Origin of the sequence: Ligilactobacillus sp. MP3, from assembly GCF_024436335.1 — a bacterium.
In the GTDB taxonomy this organism is placed as follows: Bacteria; Bacillota; Bacilli; order Lactobacillales; family Lactobacillaceae; genus Ligilactobacillus; species Ligilactobacillus salivarius.
Genome location: NZ_JANFQI010000001.1, coordinates 1 through 24,932, shown reverse-complemented (window position 1 = coordinate 24,932; position 24,932 = coordinate 1). Strand labels below are relative to the sequence as shown.

Here is a 24,932-nt window from a genome sequence, read left to right as displayed (position 1 = left end):
CATTCACCTTCCAAACTATTTTCCAGAAGATCCAAATCCACCAGTTCTAGTTTCCTTTCCACCTTCATCATTGTCAGCTACTAAATATGGTAAGAATATACCTTGACCTATTCGATCACCTTTTTTTATTAATTGATCTTTTAGTCCAAAATTAACTAATTGTACAAAAATTTCACCCTCATTATTAGGGTTATTATAATAATCAGCATCTATTATTCCCACACCATTAGGTAAAATTAAACTTCTTTTCAATGGACTACTAGAACGATTAGCTAACATTAAGAACTCATCATCTTTCATGTATGCCTTAATTCCAGTAGGAACTAGAAAAGGTTTTAAACATTTTTGTCCTTCTAATAATTCTATTTCAGTTATATTTTTTTGTTTATGCAATGCATATAAAATTTTCAAAAAATTAAATTTCCAAATACTAGGTAATAAAAAATCTTCTGCAGCAAAAAAATCATATCCTGCAGCATTCTTTGTCATTCTGACTGGAAGTTTTACTCCACGGTCTTTATATTTACTTACTACTTCAAATCCTCTTTTCATTCTTGTTAATCCTCTCTAACTAATATACTTTCTATTTTATCATACCATTAATTATTAAAAATTATACAAAACCCACTAAAAGCCTTTATATAGCTACCTTTTACCCCTCAACTACTCTTGACAGTCTGTAATGCAGTCTGTAGCTAATTTAAATTGATATATCTAGCAAATTCATCGCCTATCTTGTTTTGTTTATCATTCATAGCATGAGTATATATATTAAGTGTTGTTTGTACGTTGCTATGACCTAATCTAGCTTGTACTTGCTTAATATCCATACCAGAGGCAAAAAGTAACGTAGCATGAGTATGCCTGAAACCATGAGTAGTTATAGGATAGATACCGGCTTTTTTTGCTATTAGCTTAATATCGTATGCTATTACAGAGTTAAATATAAAACCATTCTTATTACTGTTAAAAATTAACTGATGCTTATTCATTGAATTAATGCCTAGCTTTAATAATTGTTTTCTTTGCTCAAGTTGCCACTCTTTTAATACTTGAATTGTTTCAACATCAAGGCTTATTTTTCTAACGCTTGCTTTAGTCTTAGGCACTTGAATTTCAAGACCTTTTTCAGTAGATGCAAGAGTTTTATTAATATCGAGAATATTATTCTTAAAATCTAAGTTATGCCACGTTAGAGCCAAGCATTCGCCTACTCTCATGCCAGAATAAGCAAGTAGACGGAATAGAGCGTATTTTTTTAAGTCAAAATCATTTTTAGCAGTATCGAGGAACTTTTTTAATTCATCACGACTATAAAAATTAGCATGTTTTTCTTGTACTTGCTGCATTAACTTAGGTTTAATCACATATAACATTGGATTGCTTTCAATCATACCTAACCTTAGAGCATAATCAAGTATATTTTTAACAATGCTAATTGAATATACATAAGATTTAGGAGCAGTTTTAAAAGTTTTATTAGTAAAATCTTGGCAATGCCTTAAGGTTATCTTGTCTACATACATATCTTTAAAATAAGGACGTACATATTTATTTACCCTTACTTTTATATTGTAAAACGTTGATGCCTTAACCCTTGTTTTATGCAATTCTAACCATTCATCTAGGACATCGCCAAATTTACCACTTTTAACACTCTTAAAATATTGGTTAGTAGAAACTAAATACTCAATCTTTAATAGCTCAGTCTTTGCCTCTTTTTCACTCTTAAACCCTTGACGCCTTATATAACGTTGTTTTCCAGTTAATTCATCTAATCCTGCATAGTAACGGAATTTATACAGTGTTTCATTATCCTTGTTTGTATATCTAATTATTTTAGTCATTATAATCAATCCTTTTTGTACTGATACCCTACTCATACAAAAACAGAATTGTAATCTTAGCTGCAGGCGATGAAACAGAGAAAACAGAGGACTTAAAAGGCTATTTATTAATTATTTATATCAGTTTCTGAATATTCTTTTTCTAAATCACGAATTTCATTATTAAAATCCGTAATCATATTTGACAATTTCAATTTAAAGAATACTTCCTTTTTTTCTTCCACTGTTTTGGCTAATCTATCAGGTACATCACTTATATTACTATACTCTAGCCCCCAAACATTTATATCATTAAAATCTATTTCACCTAATTTGTAAATTATATCTTTAGTTATTGTCATAAATTCACTTTTCTTTTTTAAAGTTAAGGTAGTTATATAACTAATTATAAGCTGCTTAATTTTAGTATCGTCATATCCTATGTTATTTTTCTTAATTTCCTTAACGATATTATCTAAGTTATCTTTGAGGAACTTGTCAAAACATTCTCTTTCATAACCCTTTATCCATTCTAAATCTTCATCTTGATTAGTAATGTAATTTCCATTTTTATCAAGATGAAAACCATGTACAGCTTGGTTATAATCATAAAATTTTCTAAAGTACTCAAATATCCATGATTTTACATTGGACATATCTTTTTTATATTCATCAAAAAGGATTTGCTTTACATACTCATCTAGAGAACCATATTTCAAATAATTTTCATCTATACTATATAATTTTGCCAATTCTTTAATATGTTTTTTAGGATAGGAACGCCCTTTTTCCCATGCGTTTACCGTAGTTTTTCCACCAACACTTAAAAAACTAGCCACATCATTTAGAGTAAGATTTTTCTCTTTTCTACTCTTAGCAAGTCTCAAGCCAACGCCTTTTTTATCAATTTTCATTTAATCAACTCCATTATCACAATTTAACTATAACACAAGTACAACTAAAATAATGTACTTTTTCTTTAAAAAACGTACTATTAACCCCCGTTTATTTGAAATCTTTTTAAATATGTTATATTATTAATCCATAAAATAAAAAGTATAAAAAAAGTACAAATAAATATATATCTCATTTGAGATATAAAGTTATTACATTTTGTTATATTGTACATTTATAAAATTGTACTCATTTGTGTACAGTACTAATTTTTAAGGAGGTTTAAACATGGAAAAAGTACAAACTGAATACCTTAGCTATAAAAAGGCTATGGAAATTCTAGGATTAAGCAGCTATCAGACCTTGACGGCTTACATTAAAGCAGGCTTGCCAGTAATTGAGGTTGCTAATTCAAAACGTATTAAAAAGAGCGATTTAGATGCCTTTATGACATCGCACTATGTAAACAGTAAGGAGGCTTAAACATGCTAGATTTAGTCTTTTACACTGATAACACGTTAAAAGCTGAACCATACACAACGCCAGAAGTGATTGCAGCTAATACAGGAAATTCTTTAAAGTCAGTTAATCAGTTAGTCAGATACAAGAAAAAACATTTAGAACGTTTTGGAATTTTGACATTTGAAATGGCTAAATTAAATGGACGTGGTAGACCTAGAAAAATCTATCACTTGAACGAACAACAAGCGACCTTATTAATTACATTCTTGGATAATACGCCACAAGTTGAATTATTTAAGGTTGCCTTAGTCAAACAATTCTATGAGATGAGAGACGAGCTAACCAAGAGAAACATTAACAGAGCGATAGAAAAGCCAGTTAAAAAGACTCTAATGGAAAGCGTCAAAAACTGGAAATATACCAGTAAACACGCTTATAGCAACATCAACAGACTATTAATCAAGGGTGCTACTGGATTAAGCATTAAAGCACTTAAGAAAGAGCGAGGCGATGCAAAAGCAGCCCTAGACTTGCTAACATCGCAGGAACAAGAGAAATATAAGCGACTGGAACAAAAAGTAATTGCCTATATTGAGGCTAATTTTGATTATCAACTAATAAAAGCCCTACTAACAGGCAAAGAAATTAAATTCATATATCAAGGAGCGATGCAAGATGACAAACTCACAATTAATTAAAGAGATATTTAAGTCTTATACTAGCTTAGCTACTACAATTCACAACCTAGAACAATATAATTCACTACCTAAGGAGCTAAGCGAGCTTTTAAGAAAAGATATAGATGATTTAGACGTAAATATTAGCTTATTGGCAGCAAACATTAAAGCAAGAGATTAAAACATCAAAATAATAAACTGATACCCCACTCATTCAAGAACAGAATTATATTCAGTTTTTGCAGTTCTAAAAAGTCATAGTCATATTTGTCAGATATAAAAAATATACTCATAAAGGAGCGATAAAGATGCAAGCAATACAAGAGCCACAACAAGCAGCGATGCCACTCATTAAGGTATATCTTACAGACGTTCAATTTGAGGAGCTAAAGCAGGTATTAAGTGCCAACATTAGTGAAGATTTAATTAGAGCAATCGTAAAAGAAGAAATAGCAAATGACAATTTGAAAGCCCCCTACTTAAAGCAAAAGGACTTTGCTCAATGGATAGGCGAAAGCGTAGCAACAGTAAACGAGCTAAGAGCTAAAGGCTTACCAGTATCCTATGCTTTAGGGTCAGTCAGATATGGAAAGCAAAGTTATATAGATTTTATGAAATCAAGAGAAAACTTAGGATAGAGAGGAACTAAAACCATGAAAAAAGAAGAACAATTACAAAACACAATCAACAACATCAGTATCTTAAATGACTTATTGTCTGAAAAGTTATGCTTACTTGATGCCAAGACAACAGACATACCTTATAACGATGAAATCACAAAACTATTTAATACCGTTATTCTTTTAAGTGAAAAGATTGACGATGAAATTCAAACAGTAAAAGGAGCTTAGAACCATGAAAAAAATAGATAATATAGCAATCTTAGAAGATGAATTAATACGATACTCAATCCAATTAGACAGCATAAACGAGCTTATAACTATTAATTTAGGCAATTCTGACATATCCAAGAGCAAGGAGCAAGAAAGACTTTACTTTTTAAATGACTACATCAAGGATATATCAGAACAGTTGTATAATCTATGTTCAAAACTAACAGGAGGCGATGACTGATGATAATTAACGGAATACCTACATCAGATAAAAATATAATTGCTATTTACAATTTATTATTAAATGCTACCCTAGAAAAGCCAATTAGAACATCTTACCTAAAGGCAGCTACAGGACTAAATGAAAGAACTATCAGAGATAGAATTAATAGGCTTGTTTTTGATTATGGAATACCTGCAGGAACTACACGAACACAAAACGCAGGCTATTTCATCGCCAAGACAGAAGAAGAGTTAAAAGCTATCTATTTGCCAATATTGGCACAAGGTAAAGAAGAACTTAGACGAGTAAACAAGCTAAAAGAAAACTTTACCAACTGGAACAAGGAGGAACAATAACCATGATTAGTTACACGCTTAACATCGCTCAATACATCGTATTAATTGCCTTGTCTGTTAGTACTGGATACATTCTTAATGAAATTGTAAGAGCAATTAAAAATGGTGATTTTTTTGATTGAGAGCAAAAGAAAAAGAGCTTATGCAGCTAGAGACTGAATAAGCTCAAGAATAAAATACCTTAAATAACTACAAACAAATATTAATTCATTTGTGCTTTTTGATTATAACATACATGAATAAACCTAAACAGAGTGTAATTAAATACACTCTTTTTTTAAGAGAGGAGCTGCAGCGATGCAAGAAAAAGAAATACTAGAACTAAGTAAAGATATTAATAACTACATTATGGACTTTGACTATTGCTATAACAATGTAGAAACATTAAAAGACTTAGACAAAGAAATAGATGACTTAAGAGAACAAATAAACAGATTAGAAAAGACTGATACAAATGATTTTCATCTTGAGAGACTGAAAGAAATCCACGATATGAATGCAATCTCATACAATGAACTACTTGCCCTACATAAACAGAACCTTATTATTTTATGGCAGGAAACAAGCAAGATACTTAAGACAATGAATAAAGTAAGCGATGAGGATTTAAGAAATAACTATCCAGACCTTGATATACAAATATTTAGAAAATTACAAGCAAACATCAAGGATAAAAATAAATCATTACAGCCCCCTTTTAAAGTACGGCTCAAATACAAAATCAATCAATTATTTAACTGGAGGCGATGCAAGAAGTAACATTCATTTTAACCTTAATAAATTAGCTTGTAAGACGTTTTAACTAAAATCAATATAATTACATTCAAACATATTAAAAATAATTAAGGAGGCTATTTAAATGGCTAGAAAAAGAATGCTTTCAAGAGAAGTAATAGAAACAGATAATTTTTACAGTTTAAGCAAAGATGCACAAGCGTTATATTTACATCTTAATTTAAATGCTGATGATGACGGCTTTGTAAATAATGCCCTTATGACTTGTAGAATGCTAGGGATTAACATTTCAGTGATTAATGAATTGGTTACATTAGGTTACTTAATCAAGGTTAATAATGGCGTGTATTTGATTAGACATTGGCTACTGAATAATAACAAGATACCTAATGATAGATACAAAGAAAGCATTTATAAAGAATTTTTAGACAATAACATTATTTATGACGAAGAAAGCGAAAATAAAATATATGAATTAAGAGAGCCAGAAGAACAGGAGCAAGACAAACATTAATTCATTTGGAAACATCTTGTATACGGAATGTTTACAGGTTGTAAAAATAATGTATACGGAATGTTTACAAAATCATGCTAGATAGAATTTTTTAGTGTTTTTTGTGAACATCTTGGAAACATCTTGTATACATCTTGTAAACATTATGGAAACATCTTGTATACGCAGAATAGAATAGATTAGAGTAGATAAGATTAGAGAAGAGTAGAATAGACCCCTCCCCTGCAGCTTACTACTAATACTAATAACTACTACCCTATATATACTAGTAGTACGTTCAATTTATATAGTATATATATTATATAATAGTGTAATCTTAATAGGGTAACTATAAAAACATTGATATATCAACGTTTTAAGCACCTACCTATTAAAGTTACGTTGTATCATTTTGTACCTTGCATTGTATCATTTTGATACTTTGCATCGCTCAAGATGCTAAAAGCCTATCATGGAAAATCTAACATAGGTCATTTTGTTACTTTACAAAAGGTAACCTAAGCAACAATTAAAAAAAGCTGCAGCACATTCAAACTATTAAAAAAATTACTAAGGGCGATGATTTATGGAAACACTAGACTTTTTATTTGATAATAAAGAAGTAGACGAGAAACAGACAATTAAGAACGTCAAAAAATTCTTTGATACTAAATATAATAGCCTATTGGCACTAACTAACATATCCACGCTTAAGGCAGTAGATTATGGCAGTACTAAAGTTAATACATCGCCTAATAACAGTGTAGAAACTATACGAGTAAGACAATTACAAGCTAAAGAATACCTTAAGGCAATTCATGAATGTATCAATAGCCTTGAACCCTTAAAAGCTCAAGCCTTAACGTACAGACTAATAGAACATAGAAAAGTAACGGAAATAATGGAATTAACCAATTATGAAAAGACAAGGATATATGACTCAATCAATGAGGCTTGTTGTGAATTTGCTAGTATTCTTAAATTGGTTACTGATATTGATTTAATATCTTACAAGGAGCAATAAAAAAAGAGTAGTCAAGTACTACCCTTTTTATTTTATCTTGTATCATTAATACATGTATTATATAATATGTACAGGCTATCAAATAGGACTAGCTACCCTATTTATTAGCTTAGTGGATTGTTAGAACATAAAAGACCCCTATTCAAAAATAAACATACGCTAGGAGGGATTTTATGAACTCTAACAAGGAGATAAACGGCGTTATGTATTATGTACTAGCGTTATTAGTGCTTAGACTTGATAGAATTGTCATAGCTATTGCACGAGCTTACATGATAATAAAAAAAGCTAACCGTTAAAAGTTAGCTCAATCATAACAATGTTTTAAACATCCACGCTCAAGGGTAAACAGGTCGCAACTGTTTGCCCTTTATTCATATACAATAATACATGTAATAGATTTAAAAGTAAAGTAAAATCCTTAGAGGAGCGATGCAAGATGACAAAAGAAACTACTGACAAAATGAAAAAGCAAGTTGCTTATAATAAAAAATGGTATGAGAAGAACAGAGAACATAAAAGATACCTTAGTAAGAGAAGTACAGCACGGAGCTTTTTAAGAGTTGCCACTAAAGAGGATATAGAAAGTATTATCGAGTTTGCTAATGAACAACTGAAAGAACGTTTTTAATAAATGTTTTTATTTTGTGATAATGGTATAATTAGTGTATTGAGTAATAGCTTGGCTTTTCATTCATTGACTTTAGCATGTTGCCACTTGGTAGCATGCTTTTTTTATTGCTTAGATACGCCCTTATTCAATCCACTAATACAATTACAAGCGTAACTATAATTACATTTGCTTAGAATTAACATGACAAGAGCCAAATAAGCACGTTTTAAGACATTTAACCCCTATCCAGTATAATTTACACTCAAGATATATTTAAGGTTGTTATTTGCATGTTTTTTATCAAATACAGGAAACTATAAATTAATAACTAGCTTAAATATCAATATAGAGGATGGATGCAAATTGAACACTGTAATTATTTCCAAAAATTTCCGTATTTGATGGCTTTTTTAAGATGAGTTAATAAGCTAGACCCTTGATATATAGATGATTGAACGCGATGCAAGCAAGAAAGCGATGGAAATTAATTACTTGGTAAAACTTGGTTAGATGATAAACATAAAAACCTAACATTTGCCACATCAATAAAAACCTAACATTTGCTACATCAGAAAACATCAATACTACTTTTTACTACTTTCAAAAGTCAGATTGTGCAGACTTAAAAAAATAAAATTGCTTTTCTATGCAGGAGCTAAAAGACTATTACATCAAGTAATACATTGATTTAGCAAAAGCAATAATAAGCAATTTTAGACCCTTTTTAATATCCAAAATAAAAAGATTTATCCAAAATTGGACGTATCTTTTACTTAATAAATTGAACACTGTAATTATTTCCTAAAATTTCCTAATTTTAAGACTTTTTAAAAATAAAAAAATAAGCTCAAAAGCCGTTATATAGATGATTGCAAGCGATACAAGCAAGAAAGCAATGGAAATTAATTACTTGGTAAAACTTGGTAGAATGCTAAGAATTACTAAGGTTTCCAAAGGTTAGAACTTATCAAAACTTAACATTTACTACCTCATAAAACCTCAATTACTACTTTTTACTACTTTCAAAAGGCAGATTGTACAGGCTTAAAAAGATTAAAATTGCCTTGCTATACAGGAGCTAAAAGACTGTTAGGGCAGATTTGTCAGGCTTTAAAAAGGCTATTAATCTTTTTTGAATAAGAGCTTAAAACCAAGCTCAAGGATAAGTCATTTTTAGAATACCCTTAAAATTAAGCTCAATAAGAAAATAGGAAAGCTCAAAATAAAGCCGTACTCTAAAGTACCCCCTATTCAGACAACAAAAAAGCCCCTTGCCACTAAGGCAAAGAGCTAAGAGACTGATATATAAAAGTACTAAACATTAGACATTATAACATACTAAAAATAAAAGGAGCTGCAGCGATGCAACGCCTAATATATATACTCAATAATACCATTATACCACAAGTCTATTCTTGTATGAGTAGGGTATCTTTTTTAAGTCTATTTGCAGTCTAATAATAGTCTGTTGACAGTCTGTAATGCAGTCTGTTTTATTCTTGATTATTTAAAAATATCTATAATCAATATTCAAAGAACGTTGATTTAATAGGCTTTTCTTAACTATTCTTAAAATTAAATATTAGCTAAGGTCATTTATTAAAAATTATCGTATTTAACAATAAATTTCATTTTAATTAATAAATTTATTCCATCTTAAATTTTTTCGTGTGCTATACTTTCATTGGGAGGGGTTTCTTATGAACTATATATGGAATAATGACACTTTATCACTTCATGATGGTGATACTCTAGTCGCAGAAATTGGTTTTTCAACTATTGATGATGGCAACACATACGTTGTTGAACGAACATGGGTTAGCGATGCTTACAGAGGTCAAGGAATTGCAGGTAAAATTACCACTACATTTATTACAAGAGTCCAAGAAGAAGGTAAAAAATTATTACCACTTTGCACATACACTAATAAATTTATGCAAAAGCATCCTGAGTATGCAGATTTATTAGCTAAAAAATAATTTTCTAATTTTTTTCTAACATTATTATTTATCTTTTAGCTAAACTGTCTTACAATTAAATTAACTTATCTTAAGGAGGGTGATCACTGTGTCTGAAGCAATTAGCAGTGAACAATTATCAAAATTTCATCAATTAATTGAAGATGATCCAAAATCCAGAGTTTTAGAACGTGCAGTTTCTAAAAACGGAATTTTAGCTACAAGTGCTGATTTCCACTCTGAAGTTAATATGGATCCTGTCTTTTCAATTGATCTTGATACAGGAGATGTAGCAAACCAAAAACAATCTGGCCGTTGCTGGATGTTTGCTGCTCTTAATACTATGCGCCATGATTTAAAGAATCGTTTTGGTGTAGCTAAGGACTTTGAACTATCTCAAAGTTATACATTTTTCTGGGATAAGCTAGAAAAATCCAATTATTTCTATGAAAATGTTATTAAAACAGCTTCTCTTCCAACTTCTGATCGTAAAGTATCTTGGTTAATGACAACACCTCAACAAGATGGTGGTCAATGGGATATGATTACTGCAATTATCAGAAAATATGGTGTAGTTCCTAAGAGTGTAATGCCTGAAAGTTATAACTCTTCAAAATCAAATGAATTAAATTCTACTCTTAATCTAAAATTGCGTAAAGATGCTGTTGATTTACGTGAATTAGTTAATAGTAACGCTAGTTCTGAAGAAGTTGCTTCTTTCAAGGAAAAGAAACTTGCTGAAATTTATCGTATCTTAGTTTATACATTGGGTGAACCACCTGTTAAATTTGACTTTGAATATCGTGATTCTGATAATAACTATCATATCGATCAAGATTTAACTCCTCAAACTTTCTTTGAAAAATACGTAAATTGGAATCTTGACGACTATGTATCAATTATTAACGCACCTACTGATGACAAGCCATATAATCATATGTACACTATCGAAATGCTTGGTAATGTCCTAGGCGAACGTGAAGTAAGACATTTAAACGTTGATATGAACACCTTCCGTCAAGTAGCAATTAAGCAACTTGAATCTGGTGAAAGTGTTTGGTTTGGTTGTGATGTTGGTCAAGAATCTGATCGTAAGAAAGGTATCATGGATACTGAATTGTATCACAAAGATGAACTATTCGATGTTGACTTTTCAATGTCTAAAGCTGAACGCTTAGATTATAGTGAAAGTTTAATGACTCACGCTATGGTATTAACTGGTGTAGATCTAGTTAATGGCACTCCAACTAAATGGAAAGTTGAAAACTCATGGGGAGATAAAGTTGGTACTAAAGGATTCTTCGTTATGAGTAATAACTGGATGGAAGAATATTGTTATCAAGTTGTTGTAAACAAGAAATTCTTACCTGAAGAATTACAAAAAGTTCTTACTGAAGAACCTAAAGTCTTAGCTCCATGGGATCCAATGGGTTCATTAGCTTAATCAATAATTCAAAATAAATAATTATTGTAAGAAATTTATTTGACAACAAAAAAGGTGATCATTAAATTTTTGATCACCTTTTTACATATTTTTAATTTTATCGTTAATATAAGTATTAATAAAAATGATTTAACAATCAATATCACATAAACATAAAAATTTATGGATATTGTTACAACAATTGTTACTTCAATGTAAATGAGGTATAGGATATGGAAAGAACAAAACTTATTAACCAAGCGCAAACTGATATCAAAGAATTATTAAGGATACTCAATAATTATGAAAAAAAAACAATCTGAATTGTTAGATATTATTGATGTTTTAGCACAAGTTTATCGTAAATTACCTGAAACTAAAAATCCTGAAGCATTACTTAATCGATTGGTTAATTACATTCGTAGTGTAGCTTTAGCTGGACGAATTCACTTTCCAACTAATGAAGAAAAATTAATTGCTGATATTGGCGTCTTGGGACAAAGAGCTGGTTTAAATGGTGTCTATATGGCTGACTACTCTGCTAAATCTCAATTCTATAGCATTTTCGAAGAAATTCCTCGTCATTAATTGAAGAATTTTAATTATCGTTAATACTAGGGCAACTTCATATTCTAATGAAGTTGTCTTTTTGTATTTCTAAGTATAAAAAGCTCTATGAAAACTACTAGTTCCTCATAGAGCTTTTTTCCTAACAACAAAAAATTAGTCAACTATATTCAATATTCACGTTAATTTTTTATTTTAATATTTTCTTTGAGATTACTCGAAGTTTATTATCTAATTCATAAATAATTGGTTCAGCATTAGCAACTTCTACGCCATCAATTCCTTCATCGCTAATATTTTCAATATATTTAATCATTGCTCTTAACGTACTTCCATGAGCAATCACAATTTGATTATTTCCATGTAATAACTCAGGTGCTATCTCATCAACCCAATATGGTAGTATTCGATTGTAAGCATCCTTTAAACTTTCTGCACGTGGAATAATTGTAGAAGGATATTTCTTATATTTAGGTTCTTCTATCCTTTCATCCAACATAGGAGGAACGGTATCAAACGATCGTCTCCATAAAGCAACTTGGTGTTTTCCATATTTACGCTTTGTAAATTCTTTATTTAATCCCCTCAATGCTCCATAATGACGTTCGTTTAATCTCCAAGTCTTTTCAAGTGGTATCCATGACTGATTAATTTCATCTAATACAATCATTCCCGTTTTTATAGCTCTCTCTAACAAAGAAGTATGAGCTTTAGTAAAAGTAATATTTTCTTCTTTTAATTTTTTTCCTGCAACTTTAGCTTGTTCACAACCTTTAATTGTCAATGGAACATCTGACCAACCAGTATAAATATTTGCCTCATTAGCCGTACTTTCCCCATGTCTAAGCAATACAAGCTTAACCAAAATTCATCACTCTCTTATCTATCAGATATTTTGCGTTATTACCATCAATATTGGAACAACAATTAATGATGTTAACGTGGTTTCTGTAACCATTACAGCTGCATATTCCGAATCTGCTCCATATAAGTTAGCTACAACAGGAGCATTCGTCATAACTGGCATCGCTGCTTGTAAAATAAATACTTGTTTCATTAACAAAGGAATATTAGTAGGTGTAACTAGTATGTACATCATTAGAGGAGCTAAAATAAATCTTCCTAATAACAACAAAAGATTATCTTTTCCAATAGAGATTCTATTAAGTCCTGCTTTAGAAATCGAAATACCGATAAAAATCATAGACAATGGTATTGTCAAATTACCTAGATATAATAAATCTGAGTTAACAAATGTCGGTAATTTCACTTTTAACAATACAAAGATAACTCCGACTATAAATCCCAACAATGGAGGTGAAAATATTTTACCTAATGTTCTTTTTAAATCAAAAGCTGTTTTCTTATCACCATCTCTTTGGATTAAGTAAGTACCAATTGTCCAAAAAAATGTTGTATTAGCCATATAATAAATTAATACATAGGGGATACTTTTATTACCAAATAAGGCCATATTAATCGGTAAACCTACAAAAACTGTATTAGAGTTAAAAAACATTGAAGTAAATAAACCCGCATGTTTATCTTGGATTTTAAAAATATGAACAACGGCAAAAGCAATTCCCATCAAAATTAACATCGAAGTTACCGGGAATCTCAAATCAGGTATCATTCGTAATAATTCTTTAGCTGAAAATTTACTAACAATTGTCCCCAACATATAACAAGGCAATGATACTTGGGTAACGATTTTAGCAATTAATTTGGTTGATTTATCATCAAACCATCCCTTTTGCTCTAAAAAATATCCCACAGCAATCATTACCAAGATTACTAATACACCGGAGATACTCTGGAAAAATACTGCCATCTAATCACTCTTTCTCTATCCTTAATTAATGAATAGTATAACATACAATTATCATCAATTATTCACCAAATTCTAAAAGAATAGATCCATAAGCTAAACCAGCACCAAAACCTGTTAATAGAACCTTACCTGTTATATTTTCATCCTCAAACTTTCTAGCCAAGGCTAATGGTATTCCAACAGAAGAAGTATTACCGCATTCCTTAACATCAGTTGCCACCCTATTTAGAGGAACTTCAATCTCTTTTGATATAATTTCTATCAATCGTAAATTAGCCTGATGAGTTACAACATACGACAAATCTTTGGAGTTTACTTTATTTGTCTCTAAAAATCTCTTAATATGCTTAACTATATCTGTTGTTACAAAATTATAAACTTCTCTTCCATTCTGATAAAAAGCGTCCATACTTGGATAATTATCACTAGATATTTCCTTAAGAGGAGCAATTCTACCACTATGAATAACCTCCTCATTTCCTACCGTAACCAATTTCTCAGATAAATAAATGTTTTCTTTTTCATCATCAGTCGCCTCTACAATCATTCCAGCAGCACCATCGCCAAAGAAAACAGCTGATGTTCTATCCTTAAAATCCATCATTTTAGAATTTGTTTCAGCACTAATTACCATTGCTCGACGATATAAACCTGAAACTAAAAATTTATGGGCTGTACTTAAAGCATAGATAAACCCAGCACAAGCTGCAGAAATATCAAAGGCAAAAGCTGACTTTAAATTTAACTTCTTCTCTACAATAGCTGCTGTAGATGGTGTAATTGCATCTGGAGAGATAGTTGATACTATTAATAAATCCATGTCCTCTGACTTAAGATTTGCTCTTTCTAGAAGTTTTTTTCCTACTTCAGTAGCTAAATCTGACGTATTTTCATTAAAAGCATAGTATCTTTGCTTAATACCTGTATGACTTTGAATCCACTCATCAGATGTTTCCATAATTTTACTCAAGTCATCATTTGTCACAACATTATCAGGTAGATAACCTGCTATAGATACCATTTTTATTCCCTTATTCATAAAGAACCTCACTTTATTTTTAATCATCAAAATATATTATAAAATAAAAAAGCATAGTAGCCAATATAGACTCCTATGCTCACCTCTGTATGCGGGTAAATGGATTCGAACCATCACGGGCAATAATGCCCACCAGATCCTTAGTCTGACGCGTCTGCCAATTCCGCCATACCCGCGACAACAGAGATAATTATATCAAGTTTAACCCTATTTAGCAAGTGCTTATTCAATTAATTTTAATTTCCCGTGACAATGAGAACATACATATTTGCTAGTATTTATTTGCCTTTGTCGATAATACTTTTTTCCACAATTTTGACAAACATAAATATTTTTATAGCTTGCCTTTAAAGTTGGAGCATATCTTAAACCTCCAACTTTTTTCAATAATATTTTAAAATCTTTATCCCTATGCTGATGCCCATAACCATTAATATGGAGATGATAATGGCATAGTTCGTGTTTAATGACACCTATCAAAGTATCCATATCACATTCTGTTAACATCCTAGGATTAATATCTATATTATGATTACTTAAAAAATACCGTCCCCCAGTTGTCCTCAACCTACTATTAAACTTTATTTCGTGCTTAAATTCTCTATTAAAATAAGAATTAGAAATTTTTCGAGTTAGTTCTAATAGTTCTCTATTATTCATTTGGATTTACCATTGTTAATTGAATTCTCTTTCTATTTAGATCAACATCTTCAACCCAAACAGTAACTATCTGTCCTACCGCAACTACATCTCGTGGATTAGAAACATATTTCTTACTTAGTTTTGATAAATGCACTAGTCCATCTTGTTTTACACCAATATCAACAAATGCTCCAAAATCAACAACATTTCTTACCGTACCCTCTAGTTGCATTCCTGCTTTTAAATCTTCTATTTTTAAAATATCTGATTTCAATAAAGGCATTGGCATACTTTCTCGACCATCACGCCCTGGTTTCATCAAACTTTTTACAATATCTTTAACAGTTATTACTTCTAATTCATTATCTATTGCATATCTTTCAACATTAAATTTCGCTAACTTATCGTTTATAGTGTTAGTACCCATATCTTCTTTAGTAATGCCTAGATCCTTTATCAATTTTTCTGCTAGCGTGTAACTTTCTGGATGTATATCTGTATTATCTAGAGACTCATTCCCATCAATAATCCTTAAAAAGCCTGCCGCCTGCTCATAAGCTTTAGGACCTAATCTAGGAACCTTTTTTAACTCTTTTCGATTTTGAAATTTTCCATTTTCTTCACGATAAAGAATGATATTTTGAGCTGTTGTTTTATTCAATCCAGAAATATAGGTTAATAATTGGATACTAGCTGTATTCAAATTCACACCAACTTTATTAACTGCAGTTTCAACAGTCGCTTCAACTTCGCTATCTAGTTGCTTTTGTGGTAAATCATGCTGGTATTGTCCCACACCAATTGATTCAGGATTAATCTTTATTAATTCTGCTAAAGGATCTTGCAATCTTCGAGCTATACTTACAGCCGAACGTTCTTCTACGTTAAAATCCGGGAATTCATCTCTTGCTATTTCACTTGCTGAATATACAGAAGCTCCTGATTCATTTACAATTACGTAATATACTTCTTTATCTATCTTCTTTAAAACTTCTGCTACAAATTTTTCTGATTCTCGACTTGCTGTACCATTCCCAATTGCTATCATGTCAACATTATATCTATTTATCAATGTCTCTAATTTTTCAGCAGCTTCTTTTCTTAATTCAGGATTTGGTTTCTCGCCTTTATGCTTTTCATGTGGATAAATCACATCTTTAACTAAAAATTTTCCAGTCTCGTCAATAATCGCCAACTTACAACCAGTTCTAAATGCTGGATCCATTCCTAAAATAATTTTATTTTTCAAAGGGGCTTGCATTAATAAATTATACAAATTCTCACCAAAAACTTTAATAGCCTCATTTTCAGCTTTTTCAGTTAAAGTTGCTCGAAGCTCTCTTTCAATGGCAGGTTTGATAAATTTTTTATACGCTTCAGTATATGCCCTTTCTACATAGTCATTACTTGTACTTTTCTTACTACCAATTATTCTAGAATGTAAATATCTTAGCGCATAATCGTCATCTGTATTTATTTTTACTCGTAAAATTCCTTCTTTTTCACCGCGATTAATTGCTAGAATTCGATATGATGTTAATTTAGATACTACTTGTTCAAAATTATAGTAATCTTCATAGGTGCCATTTTCATCTTTCTCACTATCTTTTTCCTTAGCAATTAATACTCCTTTTCTAGACATTTGCTTTCGAACCCAATCTCTTAATTGTGCTTCTTCACCAAATGCTTCTGCTAAAATATCAACAGCACCATTTAAGGCAACTTCTTCATTAGGTACTTCTTTATTAAGATACTTCTTAGCTTCTACCATTGGCACATCGCTATTTACTCTCAATAACCACTTAGCTAATGGTTCTAATCCATTTGCAACTGCCTTTTGTGCTTTAGTTTTTCTTTTCTTCTTATAAGGTAAATAAATATCTTCGACCTCTTGAAGAGTACTTGCATTATTTATTTTATTTCTTATATCTTCTGTAAGTTTATTCTGTTCTGAAATTTTCTTAAGAACTTCACTCTTACGTGTTTCTATCTTTTCATTTCTTTGATAAGTTACTTGGATTTCTCTTAATTGGACTTCATCTAAACTTCCAGTTAGTTCTTTTCTATATCTAGCTATAAAAGGAATAGTATTTCCTTCTTCTAGCAATTCAATTACTTTTTCTATTTTTTTAGGATTATACTTTAATTCAGCATTAGTTAATTTTAAAACTTTTTTATCCATCGATACTTTCCTTTCTCATAATAAAAAAGTTAGGCTTGTCTTAGAACTTACCTAACTTTTAAAAAACATCTATTTCCAAAATGTATCGTATACATTAATTGGCATATGACGTTTATGTTCTGTTTTTAAGAACCAATTTTCAATTTTTTCTGCTACATTATTAGCTACTTCTTTACCTTCTAGATAATCATCAATATCGTTATAAGTAACACCTAAGGCAACTTCATCAGGTAAGGCTGGTCTATCTTCTTCCAAATCAGCAGTTGGAACTTTCTTGTATAAATGTTCAGGTGCATTCAATAATTCTAACATCGCTCTTCCTTGACGTTTATCTAAACGCCAAAGTGGAGTAATATCTGCACCACCATCACCATACTTAGTATAGAAACCTGTAATTGCTTCAGCTGCATGATCTGTACCTACCACTGCTCCTGAAACAGCACCAGCAATTCCATATTGAGCAATCATTCTTTCACGTGCCTTAATATTACCCTTATTAAAGTCACTAATTTCAAGTCCATTTTCTTCGATACTTTGAACCATTGCATCAGCTGCTTGTTTTATATTTACTCTAACAGTCTTATCAGCTTGCATAAATTCAATTGCATCCATAGCATCTTGTTCATCAGCTTGATCTCCATAAGGTAATCGTACAGCAATAAATTGATAAACATCGTCGCCTGTTTCTTCACGCAATTCAGAAATCGCCATTTGAGATAACTTTCCAGCTAAGGTAGAATCTTGTCCACCAGATATTCCCAACACTAATGCTTTTAGAAATGGATGTTTTTTCAAATAATCTTTTAGAAAATCTACTGAACGACGAATTTCTTCTTCCGCATTAATTTCTGGCTTTACTTTCAATTCATTGATAATTCTCTCTTGTAAAGGGCGCATAATTAAACCTTCTTCTCTTTTAAATTTTACCACTATTAATTTTTTCATGAATATCATGGATTATCTTCATCTTATTATCATAACAATCTTTAGATAAATCAACAGGATATTCTTGTGGATTCAATTCTCGACGATATTCTTCCCACAAACTATCCAATCTTTCATGGGCATATTGTTTAATTTCATTCAAGGATGGCAAGTCATATACTTGTTCACCATCAACAAAAATATCTTTTAATAAAGGTCTTGCAGTAAAATCTTTGACTTTCTTGTTAATGTAAGTATATTGAGGATGGAACATGTATAATTCTTCTTCATTACGTGGATCTTCATACCATAAAGCAACGTAATCTCCTTCAGACTTTCCATCAGCCTTCTTATTAATTCTCCATACTTGCTTACGACCAGGTGTAGAAACCTTGCTAGCATTACTTGAAATCTTAATAGTATCTTCCATTTCACCATTTTCATCTTCAATGGCTACCATCTTATATACCGCACCTAAGGCTGGTTGGTCATAAGCTGTTATTAACTTAGTACCTACACCCCAAACACTAATCTTAGCACCTTGCATTTTCAAGTTCATGATTGTTTTTTCATCTAGGTCATTTGAAGCATATATTTTAGCATCTTTAAATCCTGCTTCATCTAATTGTTCGCGCACACGTTTAGATATATAAGCCATGTCACCAGAGTCTATTCTTACACCTAAGAAATTAATCTTATCGCCCATTTCTTTAGCGACTCTGATAGCATTTGGAACACCACTCTTCAATGTATCATATGTATCTACTAAGAATACACAATCTTTATGTGTAGTTGCATATGCTTTAAATGCTTCATAATCATTACGATATGCTTGTACGAGTGCATGAGCATGGGTACCACTAGCAGGAATACCAAAAATCTTTCCTGCACGTACATTACTTGTAGCATCAAAACCACCAATATAAGCTGCTCTTGTTCCCCAGATGGCTGCGTCTAGTTCTTGAGCACGTCTAGTACCAAATTCCATTAAAGCATCATTTCCAACTACAGAACGAATTCTAGCAGCTTTAGTTGCTATCAAAGTTTGATAATTTACAATATTTAAAATAGCAGTCTCAACTAACTGACAATCTACCAAAGGACCCTCAACTTGAATTAATGGTTCTTTGTTAAAAACGACTTCTCCTTCAACAACAGAACGAATTGTAGCAGTAAATTTGAAATTTCTAAGATAATCAATAAAATCATCTTTGTAACCAACTTCATCCCGTAAGTATTCCAAATCTGTCTCAGTAAATTTCAACTTATTGATATAGGAAACAAGTCGTTCCAAACCAGCAAAAATAGCATAACCATTATCAAAAGGCAAATCTCTAAAGAAAACTTCAAAAATTGCTTTTTTCTGGTCAATACCCTTTCTCCAATATGTCTCAATCATATTCAATTGATACAAATCAGTATGTAAAGTATAACTATCATCTGGTAATGTTTTTTTCATAACTCTATGTCCTCCTCAGTTACTATGAACTGGGTTATATTTTCATACAAAATGTACGAATTAGTAATTTAACTTTTATTTTATCACTTTTAGTAAATATCGTCTAAAAATATTGTATAATTAATTTAAATTCTATTTGAAAGAGGATTCTATGTTTAATAAATCAAAACTCGTAAATATCTTAGGAATTAATTTTCTGTCAATAACTAACAAGCAGTTTGTAGATCAATTAAAAACTGACTCTAATCTTCACTTGAATCGTTTTGTAGTTACTGCTAATCCTGAGATTGTACTTGCTGCTAGAAAAGATAAAGAATATGCTAGTATTATAAATTCTGCAGACTATGTTGTTGCTGATGGCATTGGAATTATTAAAGGAGCTAAAATTCTTAAAAAGCCTCTTCCTGAAAGAGTTACAGGTTATGATACTATGCTTTCACTACTTTCTTGGGCAAATCAAGAACATAAGAAAATTTATTTTTTAGGTGCTAAACCTGAAGTTGCACAGACATTATCTTCAAAAATTAAGGAAACTTACCCAGGAATCCATATTGCTGGAATCAATGATGGTTATTTTAAAGATGATAGCTATATTGTCGAAACAATAAAGAATAGTAACCCAGATATTATTTTTGTAGCACTAGGATTTCCTAAGCAAGAATTTTTTATTAACAAGTATCGCCATATTTCTGATTCTATTTGGATGGGAGTCGGTGGTAGTTTCGATGTCCTAGCCGGATACTCAAAACGTGCACCAATTTTTTGGCAAAAACATCATTTAGAATGGTTTTATCGTCTTCTTCAAGAACCTCAACGAATAATTAGAATGATGGCTCTACCTAAATACATGTTACTCATATACAGAGAAAAATTCTTAAAAAAATAAGTTAGTATACTAAAAATGGCTTAAAATCATGTTACTCACAACATTGATTCTAAGCCATTATTTTATTGCTACACTATTTTTCTAAATAAAATTCGTACCTATCACCTGCATATTGGGTACGTACATACTCAAAAGGACTTCCATCTTGTAAGAAAGAAACTTGTCTTAACCTTAAAATAGCATCACCTTTCTTTAATTGTAAAAAGTCCGCTATTCTTTCTGAAGCTAACATAGCAGATACCGTTTGTTGAGCATGACCAATAATTAACCCATTTTCTTCTAGAGTTCTATATAAAGATGAAGTAATCTGAGTTTTGTCATAATCCTTTACCAATTCTAATGGTACTGTGGCCACTTCAAAACAAATAGGCACATCATCAGCAAATCTAATTCTTTCCATCCTTAAGACTTTCTGATTATCATCTAAATTCAATTTTTCACTTTCACTTAGTGAGGGAATAGTAATTAAATAAGAGACGGTTTTACTAGTTGGTACTTTTCCTTGAGCTTCTGTAATTTCTGTAAAACTCGTAATTCCAGACATTTTTTCCTGAACTTTTTTTCTTGCTACAAAAGTTCCTGAGCCAATTTTTCTCTCAAGGATTCCTTCGTCCACTAAAGTTTGAATAGCTTGACGTAAAGTCATTCTACTAACAGAAAAATTTTCAGCTAATTCTCTTTCTGATGGAATCTTTTCTCCTATTTTCCACTTGCCAGCTTCTATATCTTTTTTTATTTGATTATGAATCTGTATATAAACAGGTGATACCATCTTATATCCCCCTCTCTATCCTTTATCTTTTGAAATTGTTGCATCTACTCCTTTAACAATAGAAGTCATAAACCCAGCTTCTTCCATTGCTAATAATCCAGCTACTGTTGTTCCACCAGGAGAGGAAACATCATCTACTAATTCCCATGGTGTTTTATCTGATTTCAACACTTTTAATGCACTTCCTAAAACAGCTTGTGCAGCAATTTGAGTTGCTTTTTGCTTATTTAATCCATATTTAACACCTGAACGTGCTAAACTATCAATAAAGAAGTATACAAAGGCTGGAGAACTTCCAGCTAAAGCTACAAATGTACTAAAGTCTTTTTCTTCAATTTCCGCAACTTTACCTATCTTTTCGAATAATTCTCTTACAAGTTGGTAATCTTCATCACTTACATTATCATTCTTATGTAAAGCTGTCATTCCTTCACCTATCTCTACATTAACGTTAGGCATTGTTCTTACTATTTTTACATCTTTACTTCCTAGTGTATCCTCTAACTCAGCTACAGATACACCTGTTACAACAGATACTAGGACTGGGTTGTGAGTTAGAACTGAATCTTTTACTTCCTTTAATACTTTTTCTACTACAATTGGTTTTACTGCTAAGAAAACAACATCTGATTTTTCAATAACTTCACTATTACTTTCACAAGCAGATACTCCAGTTTCTTGACTATATACTTCATAATTGGATTTATGTGCACTATGAATAAAAATATTCCTTGCTTCTACACCCTTACTCATTAGACCTTCAATTATGGCCTTTGCCATATTCCCTACACCTATGAAACCAATCTTCATAATCTCAACCATCCTTTGCTTTACAGTAATAATAAATGTAATAAAAAAACGCAAATCATCAACATGATCTGCGCTAGAATTGGGGTAGCTGGATTCGAACCAGCGCATCACGGGATCAAAACCCGTTGCCTTACCGCTTGGCTATACCCCAATATGGTGGAAGGGAGTGGATTCGAACCACCGAACCCGAAGGAGCGGATTTACAGTCCGCCGCGTTTAGCCAGACTTCGCTACCCTTCCATATTTCTTGAATATGTACATCACATATCCGACTTAATTATCATACATGTTTTTTGATAAAAAAGCAAGAGAATATTCAAAAAAAATAATAATTTTTTATTCCAGTAAAAAAGAGTCTAGCATATTTACTAGACTCTTCTAAACTAATTTTATAAAACACCTGACATTAACTTTTCAATCTTAGGTACAAAGAATAACAAAATAATACCAAATGCAATTGTAATAGCACCAACTACACCATAATACATAACTTCTGTACCATGACTATACAATTTAACTATTTGTGCATTGATAGCTTGTGCTGCAGCATCACCTAAGAACCACATACTCATCATTTGTGATTGGAATGCTTTAGGTGCCAATTTAGTAGTTACTGATAATCCAATTGGTGAGATATTCATTTCACCAATGATTACTAAAGCCCAACTAATAATCAACCAGAATGGGCTAACTAACTTATCAGTTCCAAATAACATTCCTGGTAACATCATCCACATAAATGATAACCCTGCGAAGAATAAACCTATTGAGAATTTCATTGGTGATGATGGTTGTTTGCTTCCTAATTTTACCCATAACCATGCAAAGAATGGTACGTAGATGATAATGAATAATGGATTCATACTTTGGAATAAACTAGGTGCAAAGTGGAATCCAAACAATGATAATCTTGTTTGTTCACCAGCAAATAAAGCTAAAACAACTGAACCTTGTTCTTCAATTGACCAGAATAAAACTGAGGCAATGAATAAAGGTATATATGCCAATACACGTGAACGTTCTACCTTAGTTATTTTTCTACTACTTAGCATTAACACAAAATAGTAAATTGGAATTAATACAGCAATAATAGAAATTAAATTGATAATATTAGTAATATTTAGTGCATTCAATAAATTCATAATTATTAATATTAATGCAATTGCAGCAATACCAATAACTGTTTTTGTAAGTAAACCTTTTAATTCATCAGATTCAATTGGATCTGTAGGATATAAACTATCTTTTGATAAGTATTTTCTACCATCTAACCAATATTGTAATAAACCAAAGAACATACCAATAGCTGCTAAAGAAAAACCTAAATGGAAGTTAACGTTAAATCCTAATTGCCCAACAACAATTGGTGAAACCAAGGCACCAACGTTAATACCAAAAACAAAAATATTAAACCCAGCATCTCTACGAGGGTCATTTGAAGAATACAAACTACCAACCATTTCTGATACATTAGGTTTTAATAAGCCAGTACCCAAAACAATCAAGATAATTGATAAGAGCAAAGCTCCCTTACCATATGGTGTTGATAACGCAATATGACCTAGCATTATTAATACACCACCGATAAATACTGTACGGCGACTTCCTAAAATTCTATCACTTATGAAACCACCAATAACACTAGATAAGTATACAAGCGATCCATATATAGCCATGATAGAAGCAGCTGTGGTCTTATCAATTCCTAGACCACCATCGGATACGGAATAGTACATATAGAATAGTAAAATGGCACGCATACCATAGTAACTAAACCGTTCCCACATTTCAGTAAAGAACAAAGTTGATAATCCACGAGGATGACCAAAGAAAGCTTTGTCCATTGATTCTGAATTCATAAATTAAATTCCTCCAAACTTAAGTGATGTAACTTTTTATACATCACTTTGTCTTTTTTATAATTAATTTTGAATAAAATTAAAAATAACGACATATATAATTATAAGTTACCTTAATAAAAAGGTCAATATCCTTAATATTTTAAAGATTTTTTTAATGAATATGAAAATATATTTTTGCATATTTATTATTTACTAATTAAAATATTATGGTATTAAAAAAAGGAGCATATCTGCTCCTTAAATCTATATAGCAATTTCCTACCCTCGCAAGAGGCGTTCCTCTAACTACTCTCGGCGTTACGAAGCTTAACTTCTGTGTTCGGAATGGGAACAGGTGTATCCTTCGTGCCATCATTACTACATAAGCGGAAGACGGGATTCGAACCCGCGACCCCCACCATGGCAAGGTGGTGTTCTACCACTGAACTACTTCCGCATACT

The 24,932-nt window shown here is 31.3% G+C and carries 27 protein-coding genes, 4 tRNA genes, 1 rRNA gene and 1 pseudogene; 15 read left to right on the top strand and 18 right to left on the bottom strand.

The annotated features are described in order from the left end of the window. Positions 1-15: 15 nt before the first annotated feature. The 3 genes from NOU10_RS00165 to NOU10_RS00155 all read right to left on the bottom strand — a co-directional run bounded on the left by NOU10_RS00165 (position 16) and on the right by NOU10_RS00155 (position 2,740). Positions 16-552, bottom strand: coding sequence for a dUTP diphosphatase (locus tag NOU10_RS00165; protein WP_255905732.1), 537 nt, complete (start codon positions 550-552; stop codon positions 16-18). A gap of 143 nt (positions 553-695) precedes the next feature. Then, positions 696-1,847, bottom strand: coding sequence for a tyrosine-type recombinase/integrase (locus NOU10_RS00160; RefSeq protein ID WP_255905731.1), 1,152 nt, complete (start codon positions 1,845-1,847; stop codon positions 696-698). A 107-nt stretch (positions 1,848-1,954) separates the two neighbouring features. Beyond that, positions 1,955-2,740, bottom strand: a complete 786-nt coding sequence (locus NOU10_RS00155; protein ID WP_255905730.1) for a helix-turn-helix domain-containing protein — start codon at positions 2,738-2,740, stop codon at positions 1,955-1,957. A 268-nt stretch (positions 2,741-3,008) separates the two neighbouring features. On the opposite strand from NOU10_RS00155, the gene NOU10_RS00150 reads away from it, so the two are divergent. From NOU10_RS00150 to NOU10_RS00085, 14 genes and pseudogenes are all read left to right on the top strand, one after another. After that, on the top strand, positions 3,009-3,203 hold the full coding sequence (locus NOU10_RS00150; RefSeq protein ID WP_255905729.1) for a helix-turn-helix domain-containing protein: 195 nt from the start codon (positions 3,009-3,011) through the stop codon (positions 3,201-3,203). Between the two features lie 2 nt (positions 3,204-3,205). Beyond that, a complete protein-coding gene (locus tag NOU10_RS00145; protein WP_255905728.1) occupies positions 3,206-3,880 on the top strand; it encodes a Rha family transcriptional regulator in 675 nt (224 codons plus the stop codon). After that, positions 3,858-4,040 carry a hypothetical protein gene (locus NOU10_RS00140; protein WP_179219822.1) on the top strand — a complete coding sequence of 61 codons (183 nt, stop codon included), beginning with the start codon at positions 3,858-3,860 and terminating at the stop codon, positions 4,038-4,040. The genes NOU10_RS00145 and NOU10_RS00140 overlap by 23 nt, the downstream gene beginning before the upstream one ends. A gap of 127 nt (positions 4,041-4,167) precedes the next feature. Continuing rightward, entirely contained in the window at positions 4,168-4,497 is a 330-nt protein-coding gene (locus tag NOU10_RS00135; RefSeq protein WP_255905727.1) for a hypothetical protein, read from the top strand. Between the two features lie 15 nt (positions 4,498-4,512). Continuing rightward, positions 4,513-4,710: a hypothetical protein gene (locus NOU10_RS00130; RefSeq protein ID WP_087367102.1), complete on the top strand. Its 198-nt coding sequence runs from the start codon at positions 4,513-4,515 to the stop codon at positions 4,708-4,710. 4 nt (positions 4,711-4,714) lie between these two features. Beyond that, positions 4,715-4,933, top strand: a complete 219-nt coding sequence (locus NOU10_RS00125) for a hypothetical protein (RefSeq protein WP_255905726.1) — start codon at positions 4,715-4,717, stop codon at positions 4,931-4,933. Then, entirely contained in the window at positions 4,933-5,271 is a 339-nt protein-coding gene (locus tag NOU10_RS00120) for a hypothetical protein (protein ID WP_255905725.1), read from the top strand. The genes NOU10_RS00125 and NOU10_RS00120 overlap by 1 nt, the downstream gene beginning before the upstream one ends. A gap of 297 nt (positions 5,272-5,568) precedes the next feature. Further along, on the top strand, positions 5,569-6,030 hold the full coding sequence (locus NOU10_RS00115) for a hypothetical protein (protein WP_255905724.1): 462 nt from the start codon (positions 5,569-5,571) through the stop codon (positions 6,028-6,030). 100 nt (positions 6,031-6,130) lie between these two features. Continuing rightward, positions 6,131-6,520 carry a hypothetical protein gene (locus tag NOU10_RS00110; protein WP_087250851.1) on the top strand — a complete coding sequence of 130 codons (390 nt, stop codon included), beginning with the start codon at positions 6,131-6,133 and terminating at the stop codon, positions 6,518-6,520. Positions 6,521-7,085: 565 nt separating this feature from the next. Next, entirely contained in the window at positions 7,086-7,523 is a 438-nt protein-coding gene (locus tag NOU10_RS00105; protein ID WP_255905723.1) for an ArpU family phage packaging/lysis transcriptional regulator, read from the top strand. Between the two features lie 439 nt (positions 7,524-7,962). Then, complete coding sequence (locus NOU10_RS00100; protein WP_255905722.1) at positions 7,963-8,154, top strand: hypothetical protein; 192 nt, start codon at positions 7,963-7,965, stop codon at positions 8,152-8,154. A gap of 1,682 nt (positions 8,155-9,836) precedes the next feature. Beyond that, positions 9,837-10,115, top strand: a complete 279-nt coding sequence (locus NOU10_RS00095; RefSeq protein ID WP_003702618.1) for a GNAT family N-acetyltransferase — start codon at positions 9,837-9,839, stop codon at positions 10,113-10,115. A gap of 88 nt (positions 10,116-10,203) precedes the next feature. After that, positions 10,204-11,538 (top strand): aminopeptidase C, encoded by a 1,335-nt coding sequence (locus NOU10_RS00090; RefSeq protein ID WP_003706508.1) that lies wholly within the window; start codon positions 10,204-10,206, stop codon positions 11,536-11,538. 212 nt (positions 11,539-11,750) lie between these two features. After that, positions 11,751-12,105, top strand: a pseudogene (locus NOU10_RS00085) (bacteriocin immunity protein). A gap of 169 nt (positions 12,106-12,274) precedes the next feature. Here the strand turns inward: NOU10_RS00085 and NOU10_RS00080 are convergent. From NOU10_RS00080 to NOU10_RS00045, 8 genes are all read right to left on the bottom strand, one after another. After that, entirely contained in the window at positions 12,275-12,949 is a 675-nt protein-coding gene (locus tag NOU10_RS00080; RefSeq protein WP_003706506.1) for a 2,3-diphosphoglycerate-dependent phosphoglycerate mutase, read from the bottom strand. A 21-nt stretch (positions 12,950-12,970) separates the two neighbouring features. Further along, positions 12,971-13,915, bottom strand: coding sequence for an AEC family transporter (locus NOU10_RS00075; RefSeq protein WP_160944262.1), 945 nt, complete (start codon positions 13,913-13,915; stop codon positions 12,971-12,973). Between the two features lie 58 nt (positions 13,916-13,973). Continuing rightward, positions 13,974-14,954, bottom strand: a complete 981-nt coding sequence (locus NOU10_RS00070) for a beta-ketoacyl-ACP synthase III (protein WP_255905720.1) — start codon at positions 14,952-14,954, stop codon at positions 13,974-13,976. 90 nt (positions 14,955-15,044) lie between these two features. After that, positions 15,045-15,130, bottom strand: a tRNA-Leu gene (locus tag NOU10_RS00065). Between the two features lie 46 nt (positions 15,131-15,176). Then, positions 15,177-15,614, bottom strand: coding sequence for a SprT family protein (locus tag NOU10_RS00060; RefSeq protein ID WP_255905719.1), 438 nt, complete (start codon positions 15,612-15,614; stop codon positions 15,177-15,179). Further along, entirely contained in the window at positions 15,607-17,778 is a 2,172-nt protein-coding gene (locus tag NOU10_RS00055) for a Tex family protein (protein ID WP_255905718.1), read from the bottom strand. The genes NOU10_RS00060 and NOU10_RS00055 overlap by 8 nt, the downstream gene beginning before the upstream one ends. 69 nt (positions 17,779-17,847) lie before the next feature. Next, positions 17,848-18,675, bottom strand: a complete 828-nt coding sequence (gene nadE / locus NOU10_RS00050) for an ammonia-dependent NAD(+) synthetase (protein WP_255905717.1) — start codon at positions 18,673-18,675, stop codon at positions 17,848-17,850. A gap of 19 nt (positions 18,676-18,694) precedes the next feature. Then, a complete protein-coding gene (locus tag NOU10_RS00045; protein WP_011476240.1) occupies positions 18,695-20,161 on the bottom strand; it encodes a nicotinate phosphoribosyltransferase in 1,467 nt (488 codons plus the stop codon). A 151-nt stretch (positions 20,162-20,312) separates the two neighbouring features. Here NOU10_RS00045 and NOU10_RS00040 point away from each other — a divergent pair, with 151 nt between their 5' ends. Beyond that, positions 20,313-21,047 carry a WecB/TagA/CpsF family glycosyltransferase gene (locus NOU10_RS00040; RefSeq protein ID WP_160995968.1) on the top strand — a complete coding sequence of 245 codons (735 nt, stop codon included), beginning with the start codon at positions 20,313-20,315 and terminating at the stop codon, positions 21,045-21,047. A 73-nt stretch (positions 21,048-21,120) separates the two neighbouring features. On the opposite strand, the gene NOU10_RS00035 is transcribed toward NOU10_RS00040, so the two are convergent. The 7 genes from NOU10_RS00035 to NOU10_RS00005 all read right to left on the bottom strand — a co-directional run bounded on the left by NOU10_RS00035 (position 21,121) and on the right by NOU10_RS00005 (position 24,927). Further along, positions 21,121-21,819, bottom strand: coding sequence for a GntR family transcriptional regulator (locus NOU10_RS00035; protein WP_003702624.1), 699 nt, complete (start codon positions 21,817-21,819; stop codon positions 21,121-21,123). Between the two features lie 15 nt (positions 21,820-21,834). Next, a complete protein-coding gene (gene proC / locus NOU10_RS00030) occupies positions 21,835-22,629 on the bottom strand; it encodes a pyrroline-5-carboxylate reductase (RefSeq protein WP_161022525.1) in 795 nt (264 codons plus the stop codon). Positions 22,630-22,708: 79 nt separating this feature from the next. Beyond that, positions 22,709-22,780, bottom strand: a tRNA-Gln gene (locus NOU10_RS00025). 3 nt (positions 22,781-22,783) lie between these two features. Further along, positions 22,784-22,869 (bottom strand) — tRNA-Tyr (locus NOU10_RS00020). Between the two features lie 149 nt (positions 22,870-23,018). Continuing rightward, positions 23,019-24,488, bottom strand: coding sequence for a peptide MFS transporter (locus tag NOU10_RS00015; protein ID WP_003700706.1), 1,470 nt, complete (start codon positions 24,486-24,488; stop codon positions 23,019-23,021). A 248-nt stretch (positions 24,489-24,736) separates the two neighbouring features. Then, positions 24,737-24,853 (bottom strand): 5S ribosomal RNA (gene rrf, locus NOU10_RS00010). A 2-nt stretch (positions 24,854-24,855) separates the two neighbouring features. After that, positions 24,856-24,927: transfer RNA gene (locus NOU10_RS00005), tRNA-Gly, on the bottom strand. Between the last annotated feature and the right edge of the window lie 5 nt (positions 24,928-24,932).